The organism is Butyricicoccus sp. AF18-9LB (genome assembly GCF_027684505.1).
Classification (GTDB): domain Bacteria; phylum Bacillota; class Clostridia; order Oscillospirales; family Butyricicoccaceae; genus Agathobaculum; species Agathobaculum butyriciproducens.
On sequence record NZ_JAQCWA010000038.1, the window covers coordinates 2783 to 16506 of the forward strand.

The window sequence follows — 13724 nt, forward strand, 5'->3', positions numbered from 1 at the left end:
TACCTGAAACAACAAATCTTAAACTCTAGGTATAAAAAACAGCACCGAACCGTAAAGTTCGATGCTGTTCTCGTATCAGGAACAAAAATCAGAGGTTCAGCTCTTTCTTCAGAGCCTCGATCATTTCCTTGTACTCCTCGTCCTTCAGGATAACCGGCTCCGGATTGGTGATGGCAAAGCTGCCGCCGAACTCAAAGCCGCCCTCGTACTTCGGTACGATGTGGAAATGCAGGTGCGGATTGCTGTCGCCGAACGAACCGAGGTTGATCTTGGTGCAGCCCCACAGCTTCTTAATAGCGCCGGAAGCAGCAGCCAGATCTGCACAGTAATCGTTGCGCTCCTGCTCGTCGCACTCGCACAGCTCCTTCTTATGGCTCTTAAGCGCCAGTGCGCAGCGGCCCTTGTGTGCCTGATCCTTGAACAGGTACAGGGTACCTGCCTTCATGTCGCCAACCTTAAACATGATTGCTTCGCGGCCCTCATGGTGCTCATCACAGTAAAAACAACCCATTGTTATGATCTCCTTCATGTATAAATTCTCCGGCAGGTCACACCCTGCCGTAATCTATCTTTATTATACAACGGCCCGACCGGGATTTCCACTGTTTTTTATATTGCGTACAAATTCGTATCCCACGCCGGAACATAAGGATGGTGACGCAGATACAGCCGGTAACTCGGCTGCAGCGCATGGATGAGCAGCGGCAGCTGGAAAAAATCCTCACTGCGGTGATAGGCAGCAATGTTCAGCTTGGGCGCGTACTGCCGAATGGTTTTCTCGGCACCGGCGATGGCTTCGCGCTCTGCGCCCTCCACGTCCATTTTGAGATAGGTGCACGGGCGGCCGGACAGCACGCTGTCGAGCGCACGCATCTGCGTCTCTTTGCCCTGCCCCGCTACGCGGGACTGACGGCCTGCCTGATCGGTGAAGCATTTGACCGTGTCCTCGTTCCACGCGCCTGCCTGCACGAGCGTAACATCGCCCGTGATATTGGCACTCGCCCACTCATTCAGCTTGCGGAAGCTGCGGCGATCGGGTTCGAGGGCGGTAACGGACGCAAATTTGCCGTCCGTGTAGTGCAGCAGCTCGCGGATGGTGTCGCCGTTGTATGCGCCGAGGTCGGAGAAGTGCTCCTCTGCGGTCGGGCGCAGGAGATTATGAAACACCTCATCCTTGTCGGATTCGCTGTGACGCAGGTATTCCATTTTGCCGGACAGCTTAAAGCGCACGGTATCGAGGAAAACCTCGCGCGATAAATCATCCGCCAGAAGATCATACGCGCGCTGCATTTCGTCCCGGTGCGTGCGCACGAAATCCTCATCGAACAGCGGTCCCTCGACCACCGGCACGTCCGGCGCCACCACATCGTATTTGTCCTCGAGCGCATACATCAGCTGCAGCACCTCGGCTCTTTGGCTGGCGAACGCAATCACGATTACAATATCCTCGCCAAGTTCCGCCACCGTGTCCGACAGCTTGCGCACGCAGAACCCGTGGAACAGGTTGCCGCGGGCAAATTCATCACTCGCGAACACCGCAGACGCACGAATGCCCAGCCGCTCGAACTGTGCAAGTATTTTGTCCGCGCCGTCGCCCATGCCGTACAGCGCGATCGGGCGCGTTTCCTGCTGCAATCGGCGCCAGACCGACTGCTCTAACGATAAAAAATCCATAATTTCTCCCATTCTATATACAAATGACATTTATCTAACTTTTACCGTAGGGCGGGTGCCTCACGGTAGTTGTTTAATCCAATCCGCAGAATTGATATTGTGCTAACCGGATAAAACGGATGCGCAATGCGCACCCCTACAATATTTTACATGGTACGGCATAATAAACCGACCGGAACACTGTATCTGTTTTCTCCCTACTATTATACGAAAACCGCCTGCGGATTGTAAAGCCAAAATTTTGCTTGTTTGCGGTTGCGGATTGCGCTCCCTTCATATATAATTATGATTAGTGAATGAGAGGTGTGTGGTGTTATGTCCAAACCGAACGGTATTCTGGCAATGAATCCGAAAAAATACCGCGAGATCGACGGCGTTGTGTTCGACGAAGCGAGCTATGCGCGGCACTGCCAGCCGAAGGCAGAGCAAGCGCCCGCTCCCGAAGCAGCGCCCGAGACTGACGAGCAGCCGCAGTCTGCCGCACCAGCACCTGTTTTCGCGGTGGACCCCTACCCGGAGGGCTGGTATCCGGCCGATGACGAACGCCCGCCGGTGCCCATCATGGGCGGCGCTGTCCCCTCGACAGCTGGTGAGGAAACCGTTGTCTCCGCATCCGGTGAAACTACCGTTATACAGACCGTTTGCGTGCCGTGCGGCTCCGGCTCCGGCTCGTATGTGACCTCGTACACCACCTCTTACCGCACCAGTTATTCCGGTTCCGGATCGGGTTCGTTCCGGTTCGGTTCCGGCTCGTGCCCGGTCGGCGGCTACGGATTGGAGCTGATCTGATGCAGGCGTTCCACTCCAACTGGACAAGGCCGTTTTTCGTCCGCAATCCCCATATGGAATACCGAATCGAGCCGTTTGAACTGCTCACGACCGCGCTTTCCGCGCTCGAGTGGCGCAAAGAGAACGGTTCGATCCGCATGATCTGTGACACACCTGCCAAGCGTTATTATGAATCGCTCGGGCTTTGTTTTTTGTGGGATGACGGCGTGTATCCCCTGTTGGACACCATGCCCGAGGACATAAACGCCACAGCCTTCTGGGCGGCCGGCAAGCTGTACGCGCTCTCCGCTGTGCCATCGCCGTGTGTGATGCTTGATACAGATTTCATCTGCTGGAAATCCATCAGCAATCTGCTCGACGGACCGGACACCGCAGCCATCCACCGCGAGGACATTATGCCGTCCATCTATCCGGATCAAACGGCATTCGCCAAAACCGAAGGCTTCCCGCTTGATTCATTTGACTGGACGGTACAGCCGTTCAATACCGCGCTCGCCTATTTCGGCAATGACGAGTTCCGACGGTACTACACGGACACCGCCATCCGCTTCATGCGCTGCTCACCGGATGCCGATGACACACTCACTTACATGGTGTTCGCCGAACAGCGGCTGCTTGCCATGTGCGCCGAGAAAAAACACGCGCACACAGCTGCCCTCAGTGACCTGCCTACGCTGTTCGACGGTGCGCAGAACGGCTGTTTTACCCATATCTGGGGCTTTAAGCAGCAAATGCGGGAGAATCCCGAGTTGTATGAGGATTTCTGCAGACGGTGTGCCGCAAGGCTGCAGAAGGACTTCCCGGAGGAATCCAAAACGATTGCGAAAATTGCGGAATTATCTCCGTTTTTTGCATAAAAAAAGACAGCCTGTCGGCTGTCTTTTGCTTTTTGTTTACGGAAAATGCAGCTATGTTCATTCTCCATTCAGAATTTACCGCTTCTCCCATGTCCGCCGCTGCTGGTATGGCTGACGCTGCCGGAAAATCCGGCTCCGCCGTGACCGCCGCCGGTCGGGTTGTTATTATTGTCATTCCGTGGAATCTGCCGCCGCTTCTGCGAGGTATAACGGTAAATATCGCGGCTGAGCGTCAGCTTGAGACCGCCGTTTCCCACATACTGATTTGCCGTAGTCTGCGTACGCACGGATTTCATCTGCGAACGGAACACCATGCACACGATCAGCGCTGCCACGCACGAAATGAGCAGCGACAGGCCGAATGCACCGCCGAGCGAAAACGAATCGTCCGCTGTGTCTTCCTGCGTACTGTCCGAAATCTCGACCTCATTATGCACCGGCACACCGGCTTCGCCGCCTTCGGCTACATGCTGCAGATACCACTCACAGCCGGAAACGAAGTCCGAAAAGCCGCCGTACCAGTCATCGTTTCCGAAATTATCCAGGAAATACGACTCCAAATCCTGCTGGACCGCATCGCTGAAAATCTCTTCGGCTTTCGCACCGTGCGCATAGGTCGCAAAATCGCGGTCATCCAGACTGATAAGCAGCGCCACGCCGTCGCCGTCCTCGCTCGCACCCAGATCAAGCTCGTTGTAGAGCTGCTCTGCCGCATCATAAACGCCATCGCCGTACGGCGTGTAGTCGTCAATCGTGATGATGCCGACGCCGATGCCATACTTCTCCGCGATCGCCTTGGTCTTTTCCTCGAGCGTATCAATCTGGACCTGCGTCAGCACCTCTTCATAGTCGAACACTCGCGGCTTGTCTGCCGACGGGTCAATCGAATCCGTACCGCCGAGCTGTGCGGTCTGGTCAGTTTCCTCCGTCTGGGTGGTCGAGGTGTCGCTCTCATCCGTTATATCGTCCTCAACCGCAAAGGCCGGAAACAGCAGCAAAAGCACGGCTAACAGCGCAGCCAGACGCAGTTTTCTCTTGTTTTTCATCTACGCCGCCTCCTTACAGAAAATACAGCAGCGCCGTCAGCACCGCAGTCATAGGCGCGGCAACGGCGGCAAACAGACCCCAGAACCGTTTTCTGTCCACCGGCAGGTCACCGACCATGCGTCCGGTCTGACCGTTCATCGCAAACATGTAATTCTTGCCGTTCCAGCGGGTATTCAGCATCCAGACCGGCAGCAGCGCGTAATGCACACCGGTGCGTTTGAGGTGAATATCCTCGCCGGTCGGCGTGACCGAGGTATACGGACGGCCGTTTCGCGCGGTTCCCTGCAGCGCATCCGACAGCGACTGCCGACAGCGCTTGTCCGCACGGCTGCTGCTCTCCTCGATGGAAACATCGAACTTATCCGCGAAAAATCCGGGCAGATAGGCGGTCGAGAACGGCTTCAGGCCGGCATAATCAAACGGCTCGATGGAATCCATATAATCATCCGGCATCTTGCGCGATGCATCCACCGGAACACGGCTGAACGGCAGCGTACCCGCGCGCTGCACCTCGTAAAAGCTGGTCTCGGTGATTTCCGTGTCTCCGTGACGGAACACGCGCGTGGTCGTTGCCATGTAATTCGCGCTGCCTTCGGCTTCACCGTCGAACAGCCAGAACGGCACATAAATGCCGCGCAGCTCCTCGATATGGTTATTATCGCGGAACAGCTTGGGCAGCAGCAGCTTTCCCTTGTAATGCTGCTTGAGCGCGGAAACCGCATCCTCCTTGCTCAGCTTGAACGGCAGTATGTAGTCCGGCTTGAGAATGCCGCTGAACTGCCCGGGAATGACGGTCGGGTTGCCGCAGTACGGGCACGAGGTCGCCGCCGTGGTCTCCTCGCAGATCAGCTGCGCACCGCAGGACGGACAGCTGTATACGCGCATCTTGTCCGCGTCCGTGCCCCAGTCCTCATCTGCGGAGGACTGCCATTCGCCGGTGTCGCTCCCCGTCTCCGGCTGAGACGCGGCCTGCTGTTCCTTTTCGGCGTACAGCTTTTCGATCTCTGCCGGGTCAAATGACGAGCCGCAGTAGTCGCATTGCAGCCGTCCCGCGGCGCCGTCGTAGTGCAGCGGTCCCGTACAGGACGGGCATTGGTAGTTTGTTGCTTTGTCTGACATTTCTTCACCATCACTTTTTATTTTTGAAGTGAATCCGTAGGGCGGGTTGCCCTCACCCTACGATATGCATTGAATCGTCTATCATTTTTACATATTTGGTTTTGCCTTGCCGCACTCCGAGCAAAACTTTCCCTGATTCACTGCGCCGCACGAGCACGTCCAGGTCGTATTCTCCGGTCGGGGCTTTCCGCACTCGGAGCAGAATTTTCCGGTATTGACCGTACCGCAAACGCATTTCCAGCTGCTCTGCTCAGGTCTGGGTCTGCCGCAGCCCATGCAGAATTTTCCGGTGTTTCCAGTCTGTCCGCACGAGCACGTCCACTCACCTGCCGTCTGCGCCTGCCGGGTCTGCTGCTGACCCATTGCGTACAGATTCTGCACGCTGGCGCCGCCTGCCTGACCGGCCATATTCATGCCCATGAATGCCATCGCCGGACCGGCGTTCGCGTTCGCTGCCGCAGACTTCATCGCCTCGGTCTGCGCGTGCACGAGCGAGCCTGCCGCACGGGTCGGGTCGCGGTAGGCGGCCTCGCGCTGCATTTCCTTGATGGTCTTTTCGTCCTCCTCGTCCGCCTTGACCGAGTTGACGCCGAATGATACGATCTCGATGCCGCGTAGCTCACGCCACTTGGACGAAAGCTGTTCGTTGAGTGCGTCTGCAATTTCCATCGTATGCGCGGGCAGCGCCGAGTAGCGCACACCATTTGCACCAATGCGTGCAAAGGCGGGCTGCAGCGCGGTCAGCAGCTCGCTTTTGAGCTGGCTGTCCAGATTTTCCCGCCGGTATTCCTCTGCCATGTTGCCGCACACGTTGGTATAGAACAGCATGGGATTGACAATCTTGTAGCTGTACTCGCCGAAGCACCGCAGACCAATATCCATGTCGATGCCCGCCCGCTCGTCAAGCACGCGGAACGGCACCGGAGACGCGGTTCCGTACTTGTTGCCGGTCAGTTCCTTGGTGTTGAAATAGTAGACACGCTGCGTGCGCGGCGCTTCTCCGCCGAACGTGAAGCGCTTGGCCATGTTAGCGAACATTTTGCACACGCTGTCACCGAACGAACCGGCGAAAATAGTCGGCTCGGTGGACGAATCGTAGACGAACTCGCCCGGCTCGAACGCGGCTTCCACGACCTTGCCCTGATCGACGATCATCATCGCCTGTCCGTCCGCCACCGCGATGACCGAGCCGCTTGTGATGATATCCTCATCACCCTTGGTGTTGCTCGACCGCTTGGTGACCTTTTTGTGACCCTTGACCGCGAGCACGTCCGCGTTTATCGCATCACAGTAAAAATATTCCTTCCACTGGTCAGCCAGCACACCGCCGCCCGCGCCTGCTGCTGCTTTGATAAGTCCCATTTGACATTCTCCTTTTATCTGATAGAGTGCCGTTGTTTTACAATCTATACCTTGGTTTAAGAAATCCTATTTCCAGTTTACGTTTTTTCAGCGCAAAGCGCAAGTCCATTCACACACATTTCACATTTTTGTCAAGATACGGTTGTGCCATGCTATTTCTTTCGCTTTTTCGTAGACTTTCGACGTGCGGTGTGATAAAATAAGATATCTGCATACCGCATATTTCGGAGGCGGTACTGTCTGGAGGAGTAAACAATGGAAGCGAACAAGGAAAATCAGCAGAGCGTTGAACAGGCGTTCAATCAGGCTCTGGACGCATATAAGGCAGGCAATTTTGCTGAAGCGGCCGGTCAGTGGCTGGCTCTTGCGGAGGACGGCTGCGCACCGGCGCAGCGTGCGCTCGGCTCGCTGTATGAGCGCGGACAGGGCGTGGAAAAGAATGCTGAGAATGCCTTTGAATGGACAAAAAAGGCGGCTGAGCAAAACGATCCGGTTGCTATGTTCAATCTGGCGTGCTACCATGACAAGGGCTTCGGCGCGGAAAAGAACCAGCAGACCGCGCTCACCTGGTACCGCAAGGCCGCTGAATACGGTCATCCGGAGGCTGCGGCACTGATCGCCAGCCTGATCGAGACGGGCGACCGCGGCTTGGAAAAGGACATGGACGAGGCTGTCCGTTGGTACCAGATTGCCGCAAACCGCGGCAACGTACTGGCGATGGGTCGTCTGGCATGGCTGTACAGCACCGGTACCGGCGTTCCGCAGGATGCGGCCTTCGCCTTCCAGTATTTTCTCAAGGCCGCTCAGGGCGGCAACGCAGCGTGCATGATGAACACCGCCATCCTGTACGCACGCGGCGAAGGCACGCCGCATAATGCGCGCGAGGCGCTCTACTGGGCCGAGCAGGCCAAGAAGCACGGCGCTCCGCAGGCCGAGCAGCTCATCAATGCCATCAAGAAGAACGGATAAGATCGAAAACCGGCGTTTTTACGTCGGTTTTTCTTTTTTTTTGCAGGTCAGATCAAGCGGCACAGCTCATTTTCCTGTATAATGCAGGGACAAGGAGGGATTTTCATGCAAAACTGGCATGACAATGTTCTGTGGCTGATCGCCGAGATTGACCGCTGTATCCGTGCGCATGAGGGCGAAACGCTGACACTCGCGTATTCAGCCCGGCTGCTTGACTATTCGCAGTCGCAGGTTTCGCATACATTCGCAACTACGTGAGCATCGGTTACTGGGATTTTATGTAAAAGCAGGCTCGCATTCCCGGAGCGGATTTAGAAACGGTCAGCGCGCTTCTGCGGCAGCTTGCCCCCGAAGCCGAGCAGCAGATGGCGTTCGTGAACGAGCCGAGCGGCCGCCGGCTGCTGTCTGGATACCGCACCCGGTCGTGTGTTCTATTTTGTGCACGATTGTGTACGTTTCTGGAAGTATATCCGGCCTGTTGTTCGATTTTGAAAAAAACAGTTGAAATTCCTTCTCGATGGTGATATAGTTATACAGTTACTCATTTTCACCGATTGGAAAGGAATTTCATGACATTTTATCAGGAATTACAGGTCAATCAGGCAGGCTCAAAGAAAATCATCCGTGAGAGTGCGTCACAGCGCGAAAAGCTGTACCATATTGCCGTATACTTGACCAAAATTGCGATAACCGTCGCATTCTGCTTTGTTTTCGTTTCACTTTACAGTCTGGGCTTCGGCGCGGACAACAGCATTGTCGGCGTGGTCGTACTGCTGTATCTGCTCGTATTCCGCAGCGCACATCTGTGCATTCGCACAGGGCAGTCCACGCTGCTGCTCGCCGGCTTTTTCGGCATTATGGCTGTCGGACCGCATGCAGCCAATCTGGCCGGCCCGGTCGGCGGATTGTTCATCAATGCTGCTGCGATTGCCCTGCTCATTCTGTTCGGCTGCCACGAGCCGAGAATGTTCAATCAGTCCACACTCGTGCTCGGCTATCTGCTGCTGTATGGTTACGATGTGGGCGGGCACGCCTATCAAATGCGCCTGTTTGGACTTGCTGCCGGTGCGCTTCTGGTCTGCGCGGTATTCTATGGCAACCATCGCGGCAATGCCTATGAGCTCTGTGCAGGAGACATCCTTCCTGCTTTCGATCTGCGCCATCCGCGCTCCAAATGGCAGCTTTGCCAGATCATCTGCGTTCCGCTCGTGCTTTTCCTTGCAGAGCTGAGCGGCATGCCGCGTGCGATGTGGGCGGGCATTGCCGCCATGAGCGCAATCCTTCCCGCGATGGACGATATGCGCTACCGCGTTCGCTGGCGTATCATCGGAAATATCGCAGGTGTTTGCTGCTTTTTAGTGTTGTATTTTCTGCTTCCGTCCTCGATTTACGCCTACATCGGCGTGATTGGCGGCATCGGTGTCGGTTTTTCCGCGAAATACGGCTGGCAGGCTGTGTTCAACACGTTCGGTGCGCTCGCTATTGCAACCAGCGCATACGGACTCAAAAGCGCGGTCGGTCTGCGTGTCGCGCAGAATGTGTTCGGCGTGGTCTTTGCGCTGCTGTTCTGCCTGATTCTCCAACGCATTTTTGCCCGCTGGGAGCGCTCTGCGAGCTGAGCAAACAGCTGTTCTGTGCAAATGCACGGAACAGCTGTTTCTTTTTCGCGCACACCGTAAACCATTTTTATAAAATCAGTTGACATTGCAGTAAATCTGTGGTTTAATGCAATAAGCAAAACAACGAGGAGGAACTCCCAATGAGTGACATTTCCAGCAAGCCCGCACAGCGCAGCGCGTTTTCCGTGCGCGACATCTGCTATTCCGGACTGTTCGCGGCGGTCATCGCGATCATGGCGCAGATTTCCATTCCGATGCCCGGCGGCGTACCCATGACCATGCAGACGTTTGCGATTACACTGGCGGCTGTCGTTCTCGGCGCCAAACTGAGCACGGTTTCAAGCGTAATTTATCTGCTGCTCGGTGCCGTCGGCATACCGGTGCTCGCGAACTTTTCCGGCGGTTTTGACAAGTTTATCGGTCCTACCGGCGGTTTTCTGATCTCCTTCCCGCTGATGGCGTTTATCATCGGCTGGGGCGCCGATCACCGTCATGCATTCCGCGGCGCATATGTACTCGCACTGATCATCGGCACGATTGCCAACTATGTTGTCGGCACGGCGATGTTCTGCGTACTCATGAACAGCTCGATCGCCGCAGGCGTGACCGCATGCGTGCTGCCGTTCATCCCGACCGCTGTCATCAAGGCTGTTCTTGCAACCGTGATCGGCTTTCTCGTTCGCAAGCGCATCCCGGGGATCAAGGCATGATCCGGCTGCGCCCGCATCATCTGCTTTGCACACAAGGCTACTCCGGCAGGGGCTATAGCACAGAATTTGTGCAAAATATGAGTGCGATTGTGCATTCTCTGCGAAATGTACCGGGAACCCGAATCCGGCTTGTCTTTGGCTCGGATTCTCTGTGCGCGCACTGCCCGCACCACACCGCCGACGACCTGTGCGAAGCACAGGAAAAGGTCTCCCGTTTTGACCGAAAGACGGTCGAATACTTTGATCTGCACGAGGGCGAGTATGTTTATCAGGACCTGATCCGTGCAATCGACACACAAATGACCCCGGCCATGCTGGAGGATATTTGTCGCGGATGTGCGTGGTACCCCGTCAGCGCCTGCAAAAAGAATATCTGCGGAAAATGAGATGAGGCACACCGAAAGGTGTGCCTCTCCCCCTGTCGTCCGAAAATATGTTGTCACTTCTCACAATTTATCATGTCCAGTTTCAGATATTCCTACAAATTTCCATCAAGATATTGACAACCACCTTCAAGGTGGTTATTCTTATCTTATAACAAACACCTTATAGGTGATTATCAAAACAGAGGTGAGGCCAATGAAGCGCTTCAAGCTGTCCAACTCCGAGGAAATTCTGATGGACACCTTATGGCGGGAAAACCGTCCGCTCACAACGCTGCAGCTTGCCGAAAAAATTACGGAAGCCAGCTGGAACACCAATTATATCGACAAACTGCTCGGTCAGCTTGTCAAAAAAGGCATGGTGCAGGTCAGCGGTCTGCTGCAGAACGGACGCTATCAGTCGCGGCAGTTTGTCCCCTGCTACACCAAGGACGAATTTCTGGCGAACATGCTCGAGGAGCAAGGCGTGAACCAGGCACTGTTTGCCCGAATCGCCGTGGCGCTGTTCAAAAAACCTGCCAAATCAAAGGAATCCGAGCAGGAAGAAAAGCTGATTGCCGAGCTGGAAAAAATGGTCGATCAGTACGAAGCTGCGCTGCAGAACAAAGAAGATAAATAATATGCAAATAACCCTATTTTCCTTTATATCTGCACTTTTATGGAGCAGTTTGTTGATTATTGTGATTTATCTTGTGCGGCGCACACGCTTCCGGCCGCATTTCGGCATGCTGACCATGGTGCTGCTGTACCTGTTCTGCGCCGCGCGCCTGCTGCTGCCGCTCGAGTTTCCGCACGCAGTGATTGTGAGCGACAGCGTCGTGTATCCGCGTATCTACAGCTTTCTGACGCGCAAGCCCGAGCCGGTCACACACCTGCCGGTCGGACTGCTTTTGTGCGCAATCTGGCTGTTCGGCACAGTTTTTCTGCTGATTCGTTACGCGCTGCAGTATCGCAAAGCCATCCGCGCTGCGCGACAAGCCGGGCCATGGGACTGCCGCACGGCTTCCCTGCTGAGCGAGATCCGGCGGCAGACCGGCCGCACCATCAAAGTTCGCGGACGTACAGCCGCGAATATCGAATCTGCCTTTGGCGTAGGTGTGCTGCGCCGGTACATCATTCTGCCGGACAAGACGTACACAGATGCCGAACTGCACTACATTCTGCTGCACGAGTACACGCATTTTCTCAACCATGATACGGCTGTCAAGCTGCTCGTAACGCTGTACTGCATCATTTTCTGGTGGAATCCGATCGTATACCTGCTGCAAAAGGATTTGGAACAGACGCTTGAGCTTAAATGCGACCGTGCGATTGCACAGACGCTGAACGCACAGGAACGTACAGCCTATCTGCGCGCCATCCTCGCCGCAATGAAGCAAGGCTGCACACAGCAGCCGGTGCCGCAGCCGTCCACGGCCCTGTTTCGCGCCGAGGCGGACAAGGCCATGCGGGAGCGGTTCACCGCCGTGCTCGCCTGCGCGGAGCAGCCGAACGACCGAACCGCAAGCGCCGTACTCATCGGCAGCTTTGCCGTCCTGCTGGCACTGTCGTATGCAGTGCTGCCGCAGCCGGCATTCGAGCCGCCGGCCGAGCCTGACAGCAGCTCGACCGTCTATTTTAACGACGAGAATGCCTATCTCAAGCAAAGTGCGGACGGACGATACTGGCTGTGCGTTGACGGCCACAAGCCGTATGAGCTGACAGAAGGTGACGTGCAATTTTATCTGGAGCACTCGGTTTTCAAATATATCCGCGAGACCGAGCAATAAAAGGCAGCTGCCGAAGGATAGCGGCAGCACAGAGAGTAAAAGCAAAATGTGGGACGAAATAGAAGCAGCTGAGATGTGGGGTCTCAGCTGCTTTTTGTGCAGACAAAAGAAAAAGCCACTCAAAATGAGTGGCTTGGTGGTGGACATTAACGGGTTCGAACCGCTGACCTTCCGCACGTCAAGCGGATGCTCTTCCAGCTGAGCTAAATGTCCAAATCAGGGACGGCGGCTGCCATCCCTGCTGGCTGCAAGTTTTTACTTGGTCTTGCTGCGGCCCAGATACTCACCGGTACGGGTGTCGATCTGGATGCGCTCACCCTGCTCGATAAAGATCGGAACCTTAACAACAGCACCGGTCTCAACGGTAGCGGGCTTGAGTACGTTAGTAGCAGTGTTGCCCTTAACGCCCGGCTCGGTCTCAGTGATCTCGAGCTCAACGAACAGCGGCGGCTCAACTGCGAAAACGCTGCCCTTGTAGGAAAGAACCTTAACGTTCTCGTTCTCCTTCACGAAGCGGAAATCATCGCCCAGAGTATCCTTGCTAATCGGAATCTGCTCGTAGGTCTCGTTGTCCATGAAGTAGTACAGGTCGCCTTCATTGTACAGATACTGCATCTCGCGGCGCTCTACGAAAGCCTCCTCGAACTTAGCAGTCGGGTTGAAGGAGGTCTCAGTAACCGCACCGGTTACGACGTTCTTCATCTTGACACGAACAAAAGCAGCGCCCTTGCCCGGCTTTACATGCTGGAACTCAATAACCTGCTGTACCTGACCGTCCATTTCAAAAGTTACGCCGTTACGAAATTCACCTGCGGTCATAATCGCTATGCCTCCAAATAATAGTATTTTTTACATCATTAAGCATTATTCGACTGTTCATACAAAACAGTGCTTGTATATAATACCCTATTTTCGCGTATTTTGCAAGAGGGTAACGCATATTTTCTTGAAAAATTTTATCGCGGTGGAACTCGGCGCTTTCCTGCACTGGTTGACCGGGGCATACGAACTGCCGCAGGCGGGTTCGGCCCTAACGGGCGGCACCTTTTTCTGCCCCGGCGGACCGGGGTGCTCGAACTGCCGCAGGCGGGTTCGCCCTGACGGGGCGGCTCCTTTTCTGCACCGGAAAGCCGGGGTGCGCGAACTGCGTTAGCGTGTTCGCCCCTAATGGGCGGCTCCTTTTCTGCACCGACCCAGCGGGGCACTCGAACTGCCGCAGGCGTGTTCGCCCTGACGGGGCGGCTCCTTTTTCTGCACCGGAAAGCCGGGGTGCGCGAACTGCGTTAGCGTGTTCGCCCCTGACGGGCGGCTCCTTTTCTGCACCAGCGGACCGGGGTGCTCGAACTGCCGCAGGCGGGTTCGCCCTTTCCGGGCGGGAAGTTTTCCGCTGAACCTCAGCGGGGGGATTCGCCGTCTGCGGACGGCG

15 protein-coding genes and 1 tRNA gene are annotated in these 13724 nt (G+C 55.6%); 9 read left to right on the top strand and 7 right to left on the bottom strand.

Annotation, left to right across the window (positions count from 1 at the left end; genetic code table 11):
• Positions 1-88: 88 nt before the first annotated feature.
• Together PGY33_RS13490 and PGY33_RS13495 are read right to left on the bottom strand one after the other, a co-directional pair.
• Positions 89-529, bottom strand: a complete 441-nt coding sequence (locus tag PGY33_RS13490) for an HIT family protein (RefSeq protein ID WP_242988075.1) — start codon at positions 527-529, stop codon at positions 89-91.
• An 80-nt stretch (positions 530-609) separates the two neighbouring features.
• The gene (locus tag PGY33_RS13495; protein ID WP_270479042.1) at positions 610-1674 is read right to left on the bottom strand and encodes an FkbM family methyltransferase; all 1065 of its coding nucleotides are present in this window, start codon (positions 1672-1674) and stop codon (positions 610-612) included.
• 315 nt (positions 1675-1989) lie between these two features.
• On the opposite strand from PGY33_RS13495, the gene PGY33_RS13500 reads away from it, so the two are divergent.
• Positions 1990-2463 (top strand): hypothetical protein, encoded by a 474-nt coding sequence (locus tag PGY33_RS13500; RefSeq protein WP_270479044.1) that lies wholly within the window; start codon positions 1990-1992, stop codon positions 2461-2463.
• Positions 2463-3320, top strand: a complete 858-nt coding sequence (locus PGY33_RS13505) for a hypothetical protein (RefSeq protein WP_270479045.1) — start codon at positions 2463-2465, stop codon at positions 3318-3320. The genes PGY33_RS13500 and PGY33_RS13505 overlap by 1 nt, the downstream gene beginning before the upstream one ends.
• Before the next feature lie 68 nt (positions 3321-3388).
• Here PGY33_RS13505 and PGY33_RS13510 read toward each other — a convergent pair whose 3' ends face one another.
• The 3 genes from PGY33_RS13510 to PGY33_RS13520 form a co-directional block, all read right to left on the bottom strand.
• Complete coding sequence (locus tag PGY33_RS13510) at positions 3389-4366, bottom strand: TPM domain-containing protein (RefSeq protein WP_270479047.1); 978 nt, start codon at positions 4364-4366, stop codon at positions 3389-3391.
• A 13-nt stretch (positions 4367-4379) separates the two neighbouring features.
• On the bottom strand, positions 4380-5486 hold the full coding sequence (locus PGY33_RS13515) for a hypothetical protein (protein WP_118479410.1): 1107 nt from the start codon (positions 5484-5486) through the stop codon (positions 4380-4382).
• Positions 5487-5573: 87 nt separating this feature from the next.
• On the bottom strand, positions 5574-6848 hold the full coding sequence (locus PGY33_RS13520; protein WP_118479408.1) for an SPFH domain-containing protein: 1275 nt from the start codon (positions 6846-6848) through the stop codon (positions 5574-5576).
• A 255-nt stretch (positions 6849-7103) separates the two neighbouring features.
• Between PGY33_RS13520 and PGY33_RS13525 the strand changes: the two genes are divergently transcribed.
• The 7 genes from PGY33_RS13525 to PGY33_RS13555 all read left to right on the top strand — a co-directional run bounded on the left by PGY33_RS13525 (position 7104) and on the right by PGY33_RS13555 (position 12298).
• Entirely contained in the window at positions 7104-7817 is a 714-nt protein-coding gene (locus PGY33_RS13525) for a tetratricopeptide repeat protein (protein WP_118479406.1), read from the top strand.
• Positions 7818-7922: 105 nt separating this feature from the next.
• The gene (locus PGY33_RS13530) at positions 7923-8075 is read left to right on the top strand and encodes a hypothetical protein (RefSeq protein ID WP_270479052.1); all 153 of its coding nucleotides are present in this window, start codon (positions 7923-7925) and stop codon (positions 8073-8075) included.
• Positions 8076-8386: 311 nt separating this feature from the next.
• Positions 8387-9436 carry an FUSC family protein gene (locus PGY33_RS13535; protein WP_270479053.1) on the top strand — a complete coding sequence of 350 codons (1050 nt, stop codon included), beginning with the start codon at positions 8387-8389 and terminating at the stop codon, positions 9434-9436.
• Positions 9437-9576: 140 nt separating this feature from the next.
• On the top strand, positions 9577-10146 hold the full coding sequence (locus tag PGY33_RS13540; protein ID WP_270479054.1) for a biotin transporter BioY: 570 nt from the start codon (positions 9577-9579) through the stop codon (positions 10144-10146).
• On the top strand, positions 10143-10532 hold the full coding sequence (locus PGY33_RS13545; protein ID WP_270479056.1) for a DUF1284 domain-containing protein: 390 nt from the start codon (positions 10143-10145) through the stop codon (positions 10530-10532). Before PGY33_RS13540 ends, PGY33_RS13545 begins: the two co-directional genes overlap by 4 nt.
• Positions 10533-10725: 193 nt before the next feature.
• Positions 10726-11148 carry a BlaI/MecI/CopY family transcriptional regulator gene (locus PGY33_RS13550; RefSeq protein WP_270479059.1) on the top strand — a complete coding sequence of 141 codons (423 nt, stop codon included), beginning with the start codon at positions 10726-10728 and terminating at the stop codon, positions 11146-11148.
• Between the two features lie 61 nt (positions 11149-11209).
• Positions 11210-12298, top strand: coding sequence for a M56 family metallopeptidase (locus tag PGY33_RS13555; protein WP_270479061.1), 1089 nt, complete (start codon positions 11210-11212; stop codon positions 12296-12298).
• Between the two features lie 137 nt (positions 12299-12435).
• Here PGY33_RS13555 and PGY33_RS13560 read toward each other — a convergent pair.
• Positions 12436-12511, bottom strand: a tRNA-Val gene (locus PGY33_RS13560).
• A gap of 42 nt (positions 12512-12553) precedes the next feature.
• On the bottom strand, positions 12554-13120 hold the full coding sequence (efp, locus tag PGY33_RS13565; protein ID WP_110437112.1) for an elongation factor P: 567 nt from the start codon (positions 13118-13120) through the stop codon (positions 12554-12556).
• Between the last annotated feature and the right edge of the window lie 604 nt (positions 13121-13724).

Coding starts and splice junctions, on each gene's coding strand:
- PGY33_RS13530 (WP_270479052.1), top strand. CDS start 7,923: ATGCAAAACTGGCATGACAATGTTCTGTGGCTGATCGCCGAGATTGAC.
- PGY33_RS13505 (WP_270479045.1), top strand. CDS start 2,463: ATGCAGGCGTTCCACTCCAACTGGACAAGGCCGTTTTTCGTCCGCAAT.
- PGY33_RS13495 (WP_270479042.1), bottom strand. CDS start 1,674: ATGGATTTTTTATCGTTAGAGCAGTCGGTCTGGCGCCGATTGCAGCAG.
- PGY33_RS13520 (WP_118479408.1), bottom strand. CDS start 6,848: ATGGGACTTATCAAAGCAGCAGCAGGCGCGGGCGGCGGTGTGCTGGCT.
- PGY33_RS13515 (WP_118479410.1), bottom strand. CDS start 5,486: ATGTCAGACAAAGCAACAAACTACCAATGCCCGTCCTGTACGGGACCG.
- PGY33_RS13550 (WP_270479059.1), top strand. CDS start 10,726: ATGAAGCGCTTCAAGCTGTCCAACTCCGAGGAAATTCTGATGGACACC.
- PGY33_RS13545 (WP_270479056.1), top strand. CDS start 10,143: ATGATCCGGCTGCGCCCGCATCATCTGCTTTGCACACAAGGCTACTCC.
- PGY33_RS13540 (WP_270479054.1), top strand. CDS start 9,577: ATGAGTGACATTTCCAGCAAGCCCGCACAGCGCAGCGCGTTTTCCGTG.
- PGY33_RS13500 (WP_270479044.1), top strand. CDS start 1,990: ATGTCCAAACCGAACGGTATTCTGGCAATGAATCCGAAAAAATACCGC.
- PGY33_RS13535 (WP_270479053.1), top strand. CDS start 8,387: ATGACATTTTATCAGGAATTACAGGTCAATCAGGCAGGCTCAAAGAAA.
- PGY33_RS13490 (WP_242988075.1), bottom strand. CDS start 529: ATGAAGGAGATCATAACAATGGGTTGTTTTTACTGTGATGAGCACCAT.
- PGY33_RS13525 (WP_118479406.1), top strand. CDS start 7,104: ATGGAAGCGAACAAGGAAAATCAGCAGAGCGTTGAACAGGCGTTCAAT.
- PGY33_RS13510 (WP_270479047.1), bottom strand. CDS start 4,366: ATGAAAAACAAGAGAAAACTGCGTCTGGCTGCGCTGTTAGCCGTGCTT.